Below are 13,095 nucleotides of genomic sequence, written 5' to 3'. Positions count from 1 at the left end.
CGGAGGGGCGGGGCGCCGAGGCGTCCCGCCGGCGCCCGGCGCAAAAAAACCACCCCGCCCCGGACCCGGGGCCCGGGGCCGGCTTGCGTTTCAACGGACCGTGTCCGGCCTCAGAGGCCGCCGACGCAGACGTATTTGATGTCCAGATAGTCGTCGAGGCCGTACTTGGAACCCTCGCGGCCGAGGCCGGAATCCTTGACGCCGCCGAACGGGGCGACCTCGGTGGTGAGCAGGCCCTCGTTGATGCCGACCTGGCCGAACTTCAGCGCGGCGGCGACGCGGAAGGCGCGCGCCAGGTCGCGGGTGAAGAAGTAGCCGGCGAGGCCGAAATCGGTCGCATTGGCGAGGCTGATCGCCTCGGCCTCGGTCTCGAAGCGGAACATCGGCGCGACCGGGCCGAAAGTCTCCTCGGTGGCGATGCGCATGTCCGGGGTGGCGTCGCGCAGCACCGTCGGGGTGAAGAAGGTGCCGCCGAGATCGTGGCGGCCGCCGCCGGTCACCACGCTGGCGCCCTTGGCGAGCGCGTCGGCGACATGGGCCTCGACCTTGGCGATCGCGGCCGCATTGATCAGCGGCCCCTGGGCGACGCCCGCCTCCAGCCCGTTGCCGACCTTGAGCGCCTCGACCGCCTTGGCGAACTTGGCGGCGAATTCGTCGTAGACGCCGGCCTGGACGTAGAAGCGGTTGGTGCAGACGCAGGTCTGGCCGGAATTGCGGAACTTCGACAGCACCGCCTGCTCGGCCGCGCGGTCGATGTCGGCATCGTCGAACACGATGAAGGGCGCGTTGCCGCCGAGCTCCATCGAGACGCGCTTCATATTGGCGACGGCGCGCGAAGCCAGCATCTTGCCGACCGCGGTCGAGCCCGTGAAGGTCAGCTTGCGGACGAGCGGGTTGTCGATGAATTCATCGCCGATCGGCGCGGCCGTGCCGGTGACGATGTTGACGACGCCGTCCGGCACGCCGGCCTCGGCCGCCAGCACGCCCCAGGCGAGACCCGAATAGGGCGTCAGGTCGGCCGGCTTGACAACCACCGTGCAGCCGGCGGCGAGCGCGGCGCCGACCTTGCGCGAGATCATCGAGGACGGGAAGTTCCAGGGCGTGATGCAGGCGGCGACGCCGACCGGCTCCTTCATGACCAGGATCTTGCGGCCGCCCCAGGGCGACGGGATGACATCGCCATAGACCCGGCGCGCCTCCTCGGCGAACCACTGCACATAGGCGGCCGAGCCGAGCACCTCGCCCTTGGCCTCGGCCAGCGACTTGCCCTGTTCGAGCGTCAGGAGTTCGGCGAGACCGTCCAGGTTCTCGCGGATCAGGCCGGCGAGGCGGTGGAGGATGGCGGCGCGCTCGGCCGCGGTCCTGGCGGCCCAGGCCGGCATGGCCGCATGGGCGGCCTCGATGGCGCGCTTGGTTTCGGCCCGGCCGGCATTGGGCACCGTGCCGATGATCTCGCCGGTCGCCGGATTGTTGACCTCGATCACCGCGCCGGAATCCGCTCCCACCCAGGCGCCGCCGATCAGATTGGCTTCCCGCAGGAACGGATTGGTCTTCTTCAGCATGGCACGGCTCCTCGATGGCGATCGCTTCGGTTGGACATAGGACGGCGCGCAGTCCCGCGCAATCGAGCGCGATCGCGCGGGAGACCGGCACGGCGCGCAATCCCGCCCGGCCGGCCCGCCGCCGCACGGGCACGCAAGCCGGGCCACCATCGCCGGACCGCGCCAGAATTTCATGACGTTTTTCGTCATGCGGCGGCATGCCGATGCCGTCCTCTCGCCTGTCGGCGCGTCATGGCGTAGACCGGAGCCCGAATGCCGTTGCCTGCCTGCCGGAGCCGCCCGCCGATGCTCATGCCCGTTCCCGCCTCGCTCCGGCCCACCCGCGTGGCGGGCCTGCTCGTCGTCGCGGGCGTCGTCCTCGTCCAAGCGGCCGCCGCGACCGGGGCCGCGGAGGCCGAGGTCGAGCGCCGCGCCGCCTGCATCACCCACGAGGGCGGCGACCTGCCGGCCGCCCCCGGCAAGATGCCGCCCGATCCCTGCCGCGGCATCGATCTCGACGCCGGCGCCTGCGACGCACTCGACGGCGCCGCGCAGCAGCAATGCTTCGCCCGCGAGATCGCGCTCTGGGACAAGGTGCTGGACCGGCTGAAGCCGGTCATGGCCGACCGCAAGGGCGCCCCGGAGGCCGTCGCCCGCGCGCTCGCCGGCTTCCGCAGTCATCGCGCGGCGGCCTGCCGCCTCTACGGCCGCTTCGGCATCAACACCGACAATCCGCACTATCAGCCGCGCTGCCGTCTGCGCCTGACCATCGACTATGCCAAGGACACCTATCTGCAGCTCTATTCCCCGTGATGGCGTGTCGAGCCCGCCTCTCGCGCGGCGCGTCGCGATGGCGTAGAGGAGGCAGGCTTTCGAGGGGACCGCACGTTCCATGAACAAGACGCTTGCCGCCCTGGCGCTTCTCGCGGGTCTGGTCGCCGGCGCGCCGATGCCGCCGGCCGCCTCGGCGGAGGCGGGCACCGACGAAGCCGCGCGCATCGCCCGCTGCCTGACCGGGGAGGGCGGCAACTATGAGGCCGGCAAGGGCGCGACCGTTCCGGAGGCGTGCCGGGCTCTCGACCGCGACGAGACCGTCTGCGATGCGCTCGACGGCAAGGCCTTCCTGGAATGCGTCGCCCGGCGGGTCGCGCTGTGGGACAAGGTGCTCGACCGGCTGGCCGTCGCGCTCGCCGACCAGAAGGGCAGTGCGGCCGCCCTGCGCGGTCTGACTGCCGGCTTCCGCGCGCACCGCGCCGCCGCGTGCCGCTTCTACGAGCGCTACGGCGTGGCGGAGGAGAGCCCGCGCCTGGTTCCGCGCTGCCGCCTCCGGCTGACCATCGCCTTCGCCAGGGAAACCTACCAGTCCCTGTTCCTGCCCTGAGGGGAGGGGGGAATGTCCGACCGGCGCCGCCAGTGCCGGGACGACCGATGATCTCCGAGGGCGTTCTTCCCATCTTCGAAGCCCACTCAACCCTGAACCGGCGGCGAGGCCCATGACCCCAGACCACGACGTGCCCGACGCCTATTCGGTCCGCAATGCCCTGTTCGAGCGGCCGGTCACCTGGCGCCTGCAGGCCGGGCGGCTCCGCATCGATGCCGGCATGAAGCAGCCGGTCCATCTCGACTATGCCGACATCGTCACGATGCGGCTGGTCTACGACCCGAAGCGCACGGAATGGAACCGCCAGCGCTGCACGATCACGGTCAAGACCGGCGAGCGCTTCACGATCGCCTCGGTGACCTGTCTCGATGTGATCCGCATCGCCCCGCAGACGGCGGCCTATGCCGGCTTCGTCCGCGCGCTCGCCCGGCGCATCGCGGCCGCCAATCCGGCCTGCCGCTTCGTCGCCGGCAAGCCGGCCTGGCTCTACACCCTGATGCTGGCCGCGCCGATCCCGCTGATCGGCGTGCCGCTCGCCTGGCTGGCCTCGGTCACCGGAAAGGTGCCCAATTTCCTGTTCTACGCGACGGCGCTCTTGGTGATCGCCGGGATCCCGTGGCTCTACACCCTGATCCGGCACAGGCCGCGGACCTTCGATCCGCAGGCGATCGCCGACGGCATCCTGCCGCGCTGAGGTGGCAAGGCTCCGGTCCTCGGGAAGCCGATCAGGGATCCGGGAGGTCGCCGAGCGCGGCCTCGACCGCGGCCCGGTCCGGGGCGCCGGCCTTGCCGCCGAAGACCCGGCATTTCAGCGCCGCCGCGACGTTGGCGAAGCGCACGGCCTCGATCTCGCCGGCCCCTTCGGCCAGCCGCAGCGCGAAGGCGCCGTGCCAGACATCGCCGGCCCCGAGCGTGTCGACGGCGTCGACCGGCAGGCTCGGCACGCGCAGCGGCCCGTCCGGACCGGCCACGAAGGTCCCGGCCGCGCCGTCGGTCACCGCGAGCCAGCCGGGGAGGCGGCTGCGCGCGATCGACAGCCCGGCGACGGGATCGGCGGTGCCGGTCAGGTCGGCAAGGCCGATCGCCGAGAAAACGACATGGGAGGCTGCCTGAAGCGCCGCGTCCAGCGCGCCGAGCGGCGGCTCGGCATCGAGAATGCCGGGCCGGCCGGCGTCCGCCGCGAGCCGCAGGGCGGGGGCGGCGGCACCGATCCAGCGCGTATCGGCCAGCACGGCGTCGATATCCGGCGCCAGCGCGGTCGGCAGGATATCCAGGCATTCCGGCAGGTCCGGATCGCGGAAATTGACGATCAGCCGCTCGCCGCCGGCATCGACCATGATGGCCGAAATCGAGGACTTGCCCCCGGCGACCTTGGCCACATGGCGCGGCTCGACGCCCTCGCGGACGAGATCGGCGAGGATGCGTTCGGCGATGACGTCGGCGCCGAAGCGGCCGGCATAGACGGCGCGGCCGCCGAGCCGGGCGATCGCCGCCGCCGCATTGCCGGCGCAGCCGCCGCCGCCCTCCGCGAAACGCGTCGCCCGGACCTTGCCGGCCCGGTCCGGGATCGCCTCGATGCCGAACACCATGTCGTAGGCCGCGATGCCGACGCAGAGCACCCCCGCCATGCCGGTCACCGCGCCGAGAAGCGGTATTCGGTCACCTGCCGGTAGGTCTCGCCGGGCCGGAGTTCGGCGGAACCGAAATCCGGCCGGTTCGGCGTGTCGGGGAACAGTTGCGGCTCCAGGCAGAAGCCGGCCGCCGGGCCGAACATCCGGCCGCCCGTGCCCGGGACGGGGATGTTCATCTTGGCGGCGTCGTAGAATTGCAGGCCGGGCTCGGTCGACCAGACCTCCAGCGTCGTGCCGGTTTTCGGGCCGGTGGCGCGGGCCATGAAGCGCGGCTCGGCGGCGCGGTCGCGGGCGACCACGAAATTGTGGTCGTAGGCGACGCGCGCGCCGTCGCGCTCCAGCCGGATCGGGCGCGAGCGGCGGAAGTCGAAGTCCGTACCGGCGACGGGAAGGATTTCACCGGTCGGGATCAGGTCGGCATCGACCGGCGTATAGGCCTCGGCGGCGATCTCCAGGACATGGTCGAGCACGTCCGGCCCGCCGTCGAGGTTGAAATAGCTGTGCGGCGCCAAGTTGACGACGGTCGGCGCATCGGTGACGGCAGTTAACTCGATGCGCAGGATGCCGTCGCCGGCGATCGCATAGCGGCAGCGCGCCGTGACCTGGCCCGGATAGCCCTCGTCGCCGTCCGGCGAGACGAGTTCGAGCGCGCAGGCCTTGGTGCCGCGCTCGACCACCTTCCAGGCGCGCTTGCCGAAGCCGCGCACGCCGCCATGCAGGTGATGCGTCTCGCCCGGCTTGCGGTTGAGCTCGATCTCGCGCCCGTCCAGGGTGAAGCGGCCCCCGGCGATGCGGTTGGCGTAGCGCCCCGCGATCGCACCCATATGCGAGGCATGGGCGAGATAGTCGTCGATCGTCTGCAGCCCGAGCACGGTCTGGCGTGGGCCGTCGCCGGGATCGAAGGTCAGCTCCCGGATCGAGGCGCCGTAGCCGATGATGCCGATCGACAGGCCGCCGCCCGAGATCCAGAGATTGGCGACGCCTACGCCGTCGGGCAGGAAGCCGAACATGTTGACCGGTGCCATGGCGCATCCCCCGATTTGCCCGCCGGCTCCCCCGGTTCGGGAGGCCGGCGCCGAGTTTAGGCCATCGGGTGAGCGGACGGGAACCGAAAAGCGCCTGCCGGACGAACGTCTCAGCCGGCCTGAAGCATCGCGCCGGCCCCGGTGCGTCCGTGCGCGGCCTGCGCAGCCGGGGCCGTCCAGCGTATGAACAGCCAGGCGGCGACGGCGCCGTAGATGACATGGCCGACGAAGCTCATGTAGGAGAGTTCGCCGCCCTCGCCGAGCAGATAGAAGGACAGGCCGCCGCCGAGCGGGGCGAACAGGCCGAGCGCGTTGAACCAGGTGAAGTTGCCCCACGAGATCGCATCCGCGATGGCCGGATCCCGGTTGATCGCGCGCGACGCCAGCAGGCCCAGGACCGCAGTATAGAAGATGAACATCAGCGGCGTGCCGGTGCCGTCGACGATCTGGCCGATGCAGGCGCCCGTGAAGGTCACGAACACGACGGCGTCCAGCACCAGGCCCCAGCGCGGCATCAGGCGCGAGATGACGAAGAAGGCGAGCGGATAGCCGACGATGCCGACGCCGTAATGCAGCGCCTCGCGCAGCCAGTAGGGCACCTGCAGTCCGAACTGGTGCTGCGCGATGGCATCGATCAGCCCGGCCGGCTCCAGCGGATAGCCGAGCACGGCCTTGGTCAGGACGCGGGCCCAGAGCTCCCAGACCAAGAGCCCGATGGCGCCGCCGGCCAGGAGCTTGGCCAGGAGGCCGCGCGTGCTCAGTTCCATCCGCAGGGTTTCGATCGTGGTCATGATGGGGTTCCGTTCCGCAGGTCGTCGGGTCCGCTCAGCCGCCGGTCCGCGATCGGGATCGGGCCGGCGGGTCGAGCGTGTCTCACCTCCCATTCGTTGCCGAGGGGACGATCGGGCATCACTTGCGCGTGAGCGGTGGCGGGGCGCGTCCGGTCCGGGCGCCGCACGACCGCTCCGAAGCCGGCCGAAGGCCCGCGCGGGCGGCTCCGGCCATTGCGGGTCTGCCGGATTCCCTTATTGATTTCTTATGTGATTTTGCCTCCTGCGACCTTGCCGCGGCTTGTCTTCCCGGCCGGGCTTCTATTTGATCCGGCCAGTGCATTGCAGGAGACGGTCATGGTCGGATTTGCGCGGAGGTCGGTGCTGGCGCTGGCTCTCGCTGCGTCGGTGGCCGTGATCACGACCGGCTGGGGCGCCGGCACGGCCGCGGCGGCCGAGCGGCTGAAGGTCGGCGTGCTGAAATTCGGCACCGTCAGCTGGGAGACCTCGGTCATCAAGACGCACGGGCTGGACGTGGCCGCCGGCGTCGAGATCGAGATCGTCGAACTCGCCTCCAATGATGCCGCCCGCATCGCCTTCCAGGCCGGCGAGGTCGACACGATCGTGTCGGACGTGCTCTGGGCGGCCCGGCTGACCGCCGAAAACCGGCCGGTCGTCTATATCCCGTTCTCGGCCACCGAAGGCTCGATCATGGTCGCGGCCGGCTCGCCGATCCGCACGCTCGCCGACCTCAAGGGCAAGAAGATCGGCGTCGCCGGGGGGGCGCTCGACAAGGGCTGGCTCCTGATCCAGGGCTATGCCCGGCAATCGGCCGGCATCGACCTGACGCGCGACGCCGAGCCGGTCTTCGGCGCGCCGCCGCTCCTGCAGCAGAAGCTGGAGACCGGAGAACTCGACGCCGCGCTGCTGTTCTGGAACTTCGCGGCGCGCCTGGAGGCCAAGGGCTTCCGCGAGCTGATGCCCTTCGACGAGGCGGCGCGCAAGTTCGGCATCGAGGGAAACGTTTCGATGCTCGGCTACGTGTTCCGTGCCGGTTTTGCGGCCGAGCATCCGGCGGCGCTGAAGGGGCTGGCAGAGGCCTCGCGCAAGGCCAAGGCGCTGCTCGCCGGCTCGGACGCCGAGTGGCAGCGCATCCGGCCGCAGATGCGCGCCGACGACGAGGCCACGTTCCAGGCGCTCCGGCGCCGCTTCCTGGACGGCATCCCGAAGCGGCCGGTCGAGGCCGAGCAGGCCGACGCGCGCCGGCTCTACGCGGTCCTGGCCGAAATCGGCGGCGAGCGGCTGGTCGGTCCGGCGCGCACGCTGCCGGACGGCATCTACTGGTCGGGGCTGAAAGGTGGCTCCTGACGGCGCCGGACGGGGCCGCGGCGCGCTCGGCCGATCCGGCCTGAGGGTCCTGTCGCTGGTCGTCTTCCTGCTGGTCGGGGAGGCGATCGCGCTCGTCGCCGGCCGGGCGACCATGCCGTCGCCGCTCGAGGTCGGCCGCTTCATCGTCGCCGAGACCGCGGCCGGCGAATTGCTGCGCCATCTCGCCTACACGCTCGCCCGGGTGGCGGCGGCCTTCGTGATTGCAATGGCCATCGGCACCGCGATCGGCATCGCCATGGGCCGGTCGCAGCTGATCGACCTGTTCGGCGACAGCTGGCTGATCGTGCTCCTCAACACCCCGGCCCTGGTCATCACGGTGCTGGCCTATGTCTGGTTCGGCCTCAACGAGGCGGCGGCGATCGGGGCCGTGGCGCTCAACAAGATCCCCAACGTCGCCGTGACCATGCGCGAGGGCACCCGCGCGCTCGATCCCAAGCTCGACGAGGTCGCGGAGGTCTACCGGATGTCCGCGCTGGACCGGCTGCGCCATGTCGTGCTGCCGCAGCTCGGCTCCTATCTGGCGGCCTCGGCGCGCTCCGGGCTGGCGCTGATCTGGAAGGTGGTGCTGCTGGTCGAACTGCTCGGCCGCTCGAACGGCGTCGGCTACGCCATCCACCTGCATTTCCAGAATTTCGACGTGACCGCGATCCTGGGCTATTCGGTCGCCTTCGCGGCCGTCATGCTGGTGATCGAATATGCCCTCGTGCAACCGGTGGAACGGCATGCTTCACGCTGGCGCATCCGGCACGCTTGAGGTCCGCATCGACGAGAAGCGCTTCCGCTCGGCCGAGGGCGGGGCGGTCACGGCCGTTGCGGGTCTCGACTTCTCGGTGCCGGCGGGCGATTTCGCCTGCCTGATCGGCCCGTCCGGCTGCGGCAAGTCGACCACCCTGCGCATCCTGCTCGGCCTCGACGGCGACTTCACCGGCCATGTGAAGCTGCCAGCCGCGGGCGCGCGCACCGGCGTCATGTTCCAGGAGCCGCGCCTGCTGCCCTGGCGCACGGTCGAGGACAATGTCCGCCTGATGCTGCCGCCGGCGCGTCGCGGCACCGATCTCGGCCCGCTTTTCGCCGAACTCGATCTCACGGAAGCGCGGACCCGCTTTCCGCAGGAACTGTCGCTCGGCATGGAGCGGCGCGTGGCGCTCGCCCGCGCGCTCGCCGTCGAGCCCGATCTCCTGGTGCTCGACGAGCCGCTGGTCTCGCTCGACGACATGACGGCGGCCCGGCTGCGGCGGCTGATCGCGACGGCGGCGGCGGTGCGCGGCGTCACGGTCCTGATGGTCACCCACAATGTCCGCGAGGCGCTGGAGATGGCCGACCGGCTGATTCTGCTCGCGCCGCGGCCGACCCGGGTGATCGGCGAGGAACGGCTCGAGCGGCCGCGCGGCGATCGGCCCGCCGTCTGGATCGATTCCATCCGTGCCGACCTGGCGCGGCGCTATCCGGGGACGATTTCCGAGGATTGAAGGCGCCGGGCGCCGAACCCGCGCCTGTCGCGGGCCGCCTCCGACGCCGCGGGCAGCCGCTGCCGCAGGAGAAAACGATGCGTCATTTTGCCCTTCACACCATGGCGGCGCGGCTGGTCGCGCTGGCCTGCGGTCTCGGAATCTTGTGCGCTGCGGCATGGGCCGAGGAGGCCCCGCTGCCGGTCCGGGAGGTCGCGCCGGGGCTGTTCGTCTACCAGGCCCCCTACCAATTGGCGGCGCCGATCAACGGCGGCGCCATCGGCAATGTCGGTTTCGTGGTCGGCGGCGATGCGGTCGCGGTGATCGACACCGGCGGCAGCGCGGCGGCCGGCCGGCGCCTGCTCGCGGCCGTGCGGGCCCAAACCGACAAGCCGATCCGCTGGGTCATCAACACCCATTTCCATCCCGACCACGTGCTCGGCAACGTCGCCTTCCGTGCCGATGGGACCCGGTTCGTCGGCCATGCCAACCTGAAGCTCGCGCTGCTCAGCCGCGCGACCGTCTATCTGGAGGCCAACCGCCGTCTGGTCGGGGAGGCCGATTTCGCCGGGACCGAGATCGTTCCGCCCGACGAGGCGGTGTCGGGCCGGCGCGAGATCGATCTGGGCGGGCGTATCCTGGTGCTGGAAGCCCATCCGACGGCCCATACCAATGCCGATCTGAGCGTGTATGACACCGCGACCCGCAGCTGGTGGCTCGCAGACCTCCTGTTCGTGCGTCACGTGCCTGCGCTGGACGGCAGCCTGGCGGGCTGGCTGAAGGTGATGGCGGACGCCGCGAAGCGGCCGGTCGACCGGGTGGTGCCCGGCCATGGGCCGGCGTCGCTGTCGTGGCCGGACGCGATGGCGCCGCAATGGCGCTACCTGAACCGGCTGCGCGACGATGTCCGCGCCATGGTCGCCGACGGCCGCACCATCGCCGAGGCGGCCGCCAAGGCCGGCATTTCCGAGCGCGACGCCTGGGCCTTGTTCGACGATTTCAATGCCCGGAACGCGACCGCCGCCTTCAAGGAGATGGAATGGGAGTAGCAAAGCGCCATGCCTCGAATTCAGGCAGGCGCCCATCCCGTGGGCATGCCCGGCAGGTCTTGGCAACGTTTCCGAAATGATAATTGCTGCAATGCATTAAGAGGGCGAGCCGGAATGTCGCAGGGGGCACGGGCTCCGCAATGCCTTTCCGGCGGGCCGCTACGTGAAAATACGTATTGCCGGGTAAGAAGGCTCTTATTAGGGTCTTCTCAGTCTTCGGCTTCAACCACCTCATGTCTGGGAGCGTGAGGTGCGGTTCGTAGGCCTGGCAGGGACGGAAGCGCCCTGTGTGTAGACCGACTCATGTCCGGTCGTGACACGCTGCCGAAGATCTGGTTCCCGAAATTCGGTGTTCTGGCGGCGCTTTCCCGTGTGCGGGACGCGGTGTCGGTCACGCTTGGGAGGAAGCCTTATGATCATCAATAAGTTCGTGGCGGCGCTTGCCGGTACGGTCGCCCTTTCGGCGCCGGCCTTCGCCAACGACGAAATCATCAAGCTGACGCAGGACCCCAACCAGTGGGTCCTTCAGACGGGTGACTATGCCAACACCCGCTACTCGAAACTGAACCAGATCAACAAGGACAACGTCTCGAAGCTCCAGGTCGCCTGGACCTTCTCGACGGGCGTCCTGCGCGGTCACGAAGGTTCGCCGCTCGTGGTCGGGGACGTGATGTACGTCCACACCCCGTTCCCGAACATCGTCTATGCGCTCGACCTGAACAACGAGGGTCGCATCATCTGGAAGTATGAGCCGAAGCAGGATCCTTCGGTCATCCCGGTGATGTGCTGCGACACCGTCAACCGCGGCCTCGCCTATGGCGACGGCAAGGTGTTCCTGCATCAGGCCGACACCACCGTCGTCGCCCTGGACATGAAGACCGGCAAGGAAGTCTGGAAGGTCGTCAACGGCGATCCCAAGCGCGGCGAGACCAACACCGCCACCGTTCTTCCGGTGAAGGACAAGGTGATCGTCGGCATCTCGGGCGGCGAGTTCGGCGTGCAGTGCCACGTCACCGCCTACGACATCAAGACCGGCAAGCGCGTCTGGCGCGGCTACTCGATGGGCCCGGATGATCAGACCCTGATGGATCCGGTCAAGACCACCCATCTGGGCAAGCCGGTCGGCAAGGACTCCGGCATCAACACCTGGCAGGGCGACCAGTGGAAGACCGGCGGCGGCTGCACCTGGGGCTGGTATTCCTACGACCCCAAGCTGAACCTGATGTATTACGGTTCGGGCAACCCCTCGACCTGGAATCCGAAGCAGCGCCCGGGTGACAACCGCTGGTCGATGACCATCTGGGGTCGCGATGTCGACACCGGCATGGCCAAGTGGGTCTACCAGATGACCCCCCATGACGAGTGGGACTTCGACGGCATCAACGAGATGATCCTCACGGATCAGGAAATCGGCGGCAAGGTCACGCCGCTGCTGACGCACTTCGACCGCAACGGTCTCGGCTATACGCTGAACCGCGAGAACGGCGATCTGATCGTCGCCGAGAAGTTCGATCCGGTCGTCAACTGGACCACCGGCGTCGACATGAACAAGTCGAGCCCGACCTATGGCCGTCCGGCGGTCGTGGCCAAGTACTCGACCGAGCAGAACGGCGAAGACGTGAACTCGAAGGGCATCTGCCCGGCGGCTCTCGGCACCAAGGACCAGCAGCCTGCGGCCTACTCGCCGAAGACCCAGCTGTTCTACGTTCCGACCAACCACGTCTGCATGGACTACGAGCCGTTCAAGGTGACCTACACCCCCGGCCAGCCCTATGTCGGCGCGACCCTTGCGATGTATCCGGCCCCGAACAGCCACGGCGGCATGGGCAACTTCATCGCCTGGGACGGCAAGACGGGTAAGATCGTCTGGTCCAACAAGGAGCAGTTCTCCGTGTGGTCCGGCGCCCTCGCCACTGCCGGCGACGTGGTCTTCTACGGCACGCTCGAAGGCTATCTGAAGGCCGTCGACTCCGTGTCGGGCAAGGAACTGTACAAGTTCAAGACCCCGTCGGGCATCATCGGTAACGTGATGACCTACACCAACAAGGGCAAGCAGTACGTCGCCATCCTGTCGGGCGTCGGTGGTTGGGCCGGTATCGGTCTGGCGGCCGGTCTGACCGACCCGAATGCCGGTCTCGGCGCGGTCGGCGGCTATGCCGGTCTCAGCAACTACACCGCTCTCGGTGGCCAGCTGACCGTCTTCGCTCTGCCCAACTAAGATCTCCGCGATCTGCGACAAAGGGACCGGCGTCACCTCGTTGACGCCGGTCTCTTTTTTTCTACATAAGACAAGGACTAGGGCAGCCGGTCAGGCCGTCGTCAACGGTAGCGTCGTTTGGGAGAAAGCGCGCCATGTCGATCAAGAAGTCAGCATATCTTATGGTTTTCTTAGGCGCGCTGGCCGCTGCTGGGTCCGTCATCGCGGGTCCGGCGGTGAAATCGGAAGACGGCAAGTATCTCGACAAGGACGGCAATCCGACCTGGAACAAGAAGGACGACGGCACCTGGGACTGGTACACCTTCTCGGGCTACCGCCGCTATCATGCCGAGTGCCATGTCTGTCACGGCCCGGACGGCGAAGGCTCGACCTATGCCCCGGCGCTGCGCGTCTCGCTGCAGACCATGACCTACGACCAGTTCCAGGAGACGGTCGTCAACGGCCGCACCGTGCACACGTCCGGCAAGGAGAGCGTCATGCCCTCCTTCGGCACCAACAAGAACGTGATGTGCTACATCGACGACATCTACGTCTATCTGAAGGCCCGCGCCGACGGTGCGCTGGCGCGCGCCCGGCCGGAGAAGCGCGAGGCGAAGATCGACGCGATCAAGCAGTATGAAGACGCCTGTATGGCGAACTGAGC

Annotated in this window: 13 protein-coding genes; 9 read left to right on the top strand and 4 right to left on the bottom strand. The window is 69.1% G+C overall.

The features are described 5' to 3' along the window. Positions 1-110: 110 nt before the first annotated feature. Positions 111-1,562: an NAD-dependent succinate-semialdehyde dehydrogenase gene (locus KL771_RS14430; RefSeq protein WP_261969245.1), complete on the bottom strand. Its 1,452-nt coding sequence runs from the start codon at positions 1,560-1,562 to the stop codon at positions 111-113. 285 nt (positions 1,563-1,847) lie between these two features. Between KL771_RS14430 and KL771_RS14425 the strand changes: the two genes are divergently transcribed. From KL771_RS14425 to KL771_RS14415, 3 genes are all read left to right on the top strand, one after another. Next, positions 1,848-2,354, top strand: coding sequence for a hypothetical protein (locus KL771_RS14425; protein WP_261969244.1), 507 nt, complete (start codon positions 1,848-1,850; stop codon positions 2,352-2,354). A 79-nt stretch (positions 2,355-2,433) separates the two neighbouring features. Then, entirely contained in the window at positions 2,434-2,922 is a 489-nt protein-coding gene (locus KL771_RS14420; RefSeq protein WP_261969243.1) for a hypothetical protein, read from the top strand. 112 nt (positions 2,923-3,034) lie between these two features. Further along, the gene (locus KL771_RS14415; RefSeq protein ID WP_261969242.1) at positions 3,035-3,616 is read left to right on the top strand and encodes a hypothetical protein; all 582 of its coding nucleotides are present in this window, start codon (positions 3,035-3,037) and stop codon (positions 3,614-3,616) included. A gap of 31 nt (positions 3,617-3,647) precedes the next feature. On the opposite strand, the gene KL771_RS14410 is transcribed toward KL771_RS14415, so the two are convergent. The 3 genes from KL771_RS14410 to KL771_RS14400 form a co-directional block, all read right to left on the bottom strand. Continuing rightward, positions 3,648-4,550, bottom strand: coding sequence for a PfkB family carbohydrate kinase (locus tag KL771_RS14410; protein ID WP_261969241.1), 903 nt, complete (start codon positions 4,548-4,550; stop codon positions 3,648-3,650). 5 nt (positions 4,551-4,555) lie between these two features. Beyond that, positions 4,556-5,578, bottom strand: a complete 1,023-nt coding sequence (locus KL771_RS14405) for an aldose epimerase family protein (protein WP_261969240.1) — start codon at positions 5,576-5,578, stop codon at positions 4,556-4,558. A gap of 110 nt (positions 5,579-5,688) precedes the next feature. After that, a complete protein-coding gene (locus tag KL771_RS14400) occupies positions 5,689-6,369 on the bottom strand; it encodes a hypothetical protein (RefSeq protein WP_261969239.1) in 681 nt (226 codons plus the stop codon). 336 nt (positions 6,370-6,705) lie between these two features. On the opposite strand from KL771_RS14400, the gene KL771_RS14395 reads away from it, so the two are divergent. The 6 genes from KL771_RS14395 to KL771_RS14370 all read left to right on the top strand — a co-directional run bounded on the left by KL771_RS14395 (position 6,706) and on the right by KL771_RS14370 (position 13,093). Then, on the top strand, positions 6,706-7,716 hold the full coding sequence (locus KL771_RS14395) for an ABC transporter substrate-binding protein (protein WP_261969238.1): 1,011 nt from the start codon (positions 6,706-6,708) through the stop codon (positions 7,714-7,716). Then, entirely contained in the window at positions 7,706-8,491 is a 786-nt protein-coding gene (locus KL771_RS14390) for an ABC transporter permease (RefSeq protein ID WP_261969237.1), read from the top strand. Before KL771_RS14395 ends, KL771_RS14390 begins: the two co-directional genes overlap by 11 nt. Next, on the top strand, positions 8,460-9,206 hold the full coding sequence (locus tag KL771_RS14385; protein WP_261969236.1) for an ABC transporter ATP-binding protein: 747 nt from the start codon (positions 8,460-8,462) through the stop codon (positions 9,204-9,206). The genes KL771_RS14390 and KL771_RS14385 overlap by 32 nt, the downstream gene beginning before the upstream one ends. 77 nt (positions 9,207-9,283) lie before the next feature. Then, positions 9,284-10,234: a quinoprotein relay system zinc metallohydrolase 2 gene (locus KL771_RS14380; RefSeq protein ID WP_261969235.1), complete on the top strand. Its 951-nt coding sequence runs from the start codon at positions 9,284-9,286 to the stop codon at positions 10,232-10,234. Between the two features lie 412 nt (positions 10,235-10,646). Beyond that, on the top strand, positions 10,647-12,452 hold the full coding sequence (gene xoxF5 / locus KL771_RS14375; protein WP_261969234.1) for a lanthanide-dependent methanol dehydrogenase XoxF5: 1,806 nt from the start codon (positions 10,647-10,649) through the stop codon (positions 12,450-12,452). Between the two features lie 161 nt (positions 12,453-12,613). Next, on the top strand, positions 12,614-13,093 hold the full coding sequence (locus KL771_RS14370; protein WP_261969233.1) for a c-type cytochrome, methanol metabolism-related: 480 nt from the start codon (positions 12,614-12,616) through the stop codon (positions 13,091-13,093). Positions 13,094-13,095: the final 2 nt, after the last annotated feature.

The sequence above is a fragment of the Prosthecodimorpha staleyi genome (assembly GCF_018729455.1).
Taxonomy (GTDB): domain Bacteria; phylum Pseudomonadota; class Alphaproteobacteria; order Rhizobiales; family Ancalomicrobiaceae; genus Prosthecodimorpha; species Prosthecodimorpha staleyi.
The sequence above is the reverse complement of the archived record's forward strand: the minus strand, read 5'-3'. Positions and strand labels throughout refer to the sequence as shown.

What these genes read in the sequence shown, in the direction of transcription:
- KL771_RS14430 (WP_261969245.1), bottom strand. Translation starts at nt 1,562, where the DNA reads ATGCTGAAGAAGACCAATCCGTTCCTGCGGGAAGCCAATCTGATCGGC.
- KL771_RS14425 (WP_261969244.1), top strand. Translation starts at nt 1,848, where the DNA reads ATGCTCATGCCCGTTCCCGCCTCGCTCCGGCCCACCCGCGTGGCGGGC.
- KL771_RS14420 (WP_261969243.1), top strand. Translation starts at nt 2,434, where the DNA reads ATGAACAAGACGCTTGCCGCCCTGGCGCTTCTCGCGGGTCTGGTCGCC.
- KL771_RS14415 (WP_261969242.1), top strand. Translation starts at nt 3,035, where the DNA reads ATGACCCCAGACCACGACGTGCCCGACGCCTATTCGGTCCGCAATGCC.
- KL771_RS14410 (WP_261969241.1), bottom strand. Translation starts at nt 4,550, where the DNA reads ATGGCGGGGGTGCTCTGCGTCGGCATCGCGGCCTACGACATGGTGTTC.
- KL771_RS14405 (WP_261969240.1), bottom strand. Translation starts at nt 5,578, where the DNA reads ATGGCACCGGTCAACATGTTCGGCTTCCTGCCCGACGGCGTAGGCGTC.
- KL771_RS14400 (WP_261969239.1), bottom strand. Translation starts at nt 6,369, where the DNA reads ATGACCACGATCGAAACCCTGCGGATGGAACTGAGCACGCGCGGCCTC.
- KL771_RS14395 (WP_261969238.1), top strand. Translation starts at nt 6,706, where the DNA reads ATGGTCGGATTTGCGCGGAGGTCGGTGCTGGCGCTGGCTCTCGCTGCG.
- KL771_RS14385 (WP_261969236.1), top strand. Translation starts at nt 8,460, where the DNA reads ATGCTTCACGCTGGCGCATCCGGCACGCTTGAGGTCCGCATCGACGAG.
- KL771_RS14380 (WP_261969235.1), top strand. Translation starts at nt 9,284, where the DNA reads ATGCGTCATTTTGCCCTTCACACCATGGCGGCGCGGCTGGTCGCGCTG.
- xoxF5 (WP_261969234.1), top strand. Translation starts at nt 10,647, where the DNA reads ATGATCATCAATAAGTTCGTGGCGGCGCTTGCCGGTACGGTCGCCCTT.
- KL771_RS14370 (WP_261969233.1), top strand. Translation starts at nt 12,614, where the DNA reads ATGGTTTTCTTAGGCGCGCTGGCCGCTGCTGGGTCCGTCATCGCGGGT.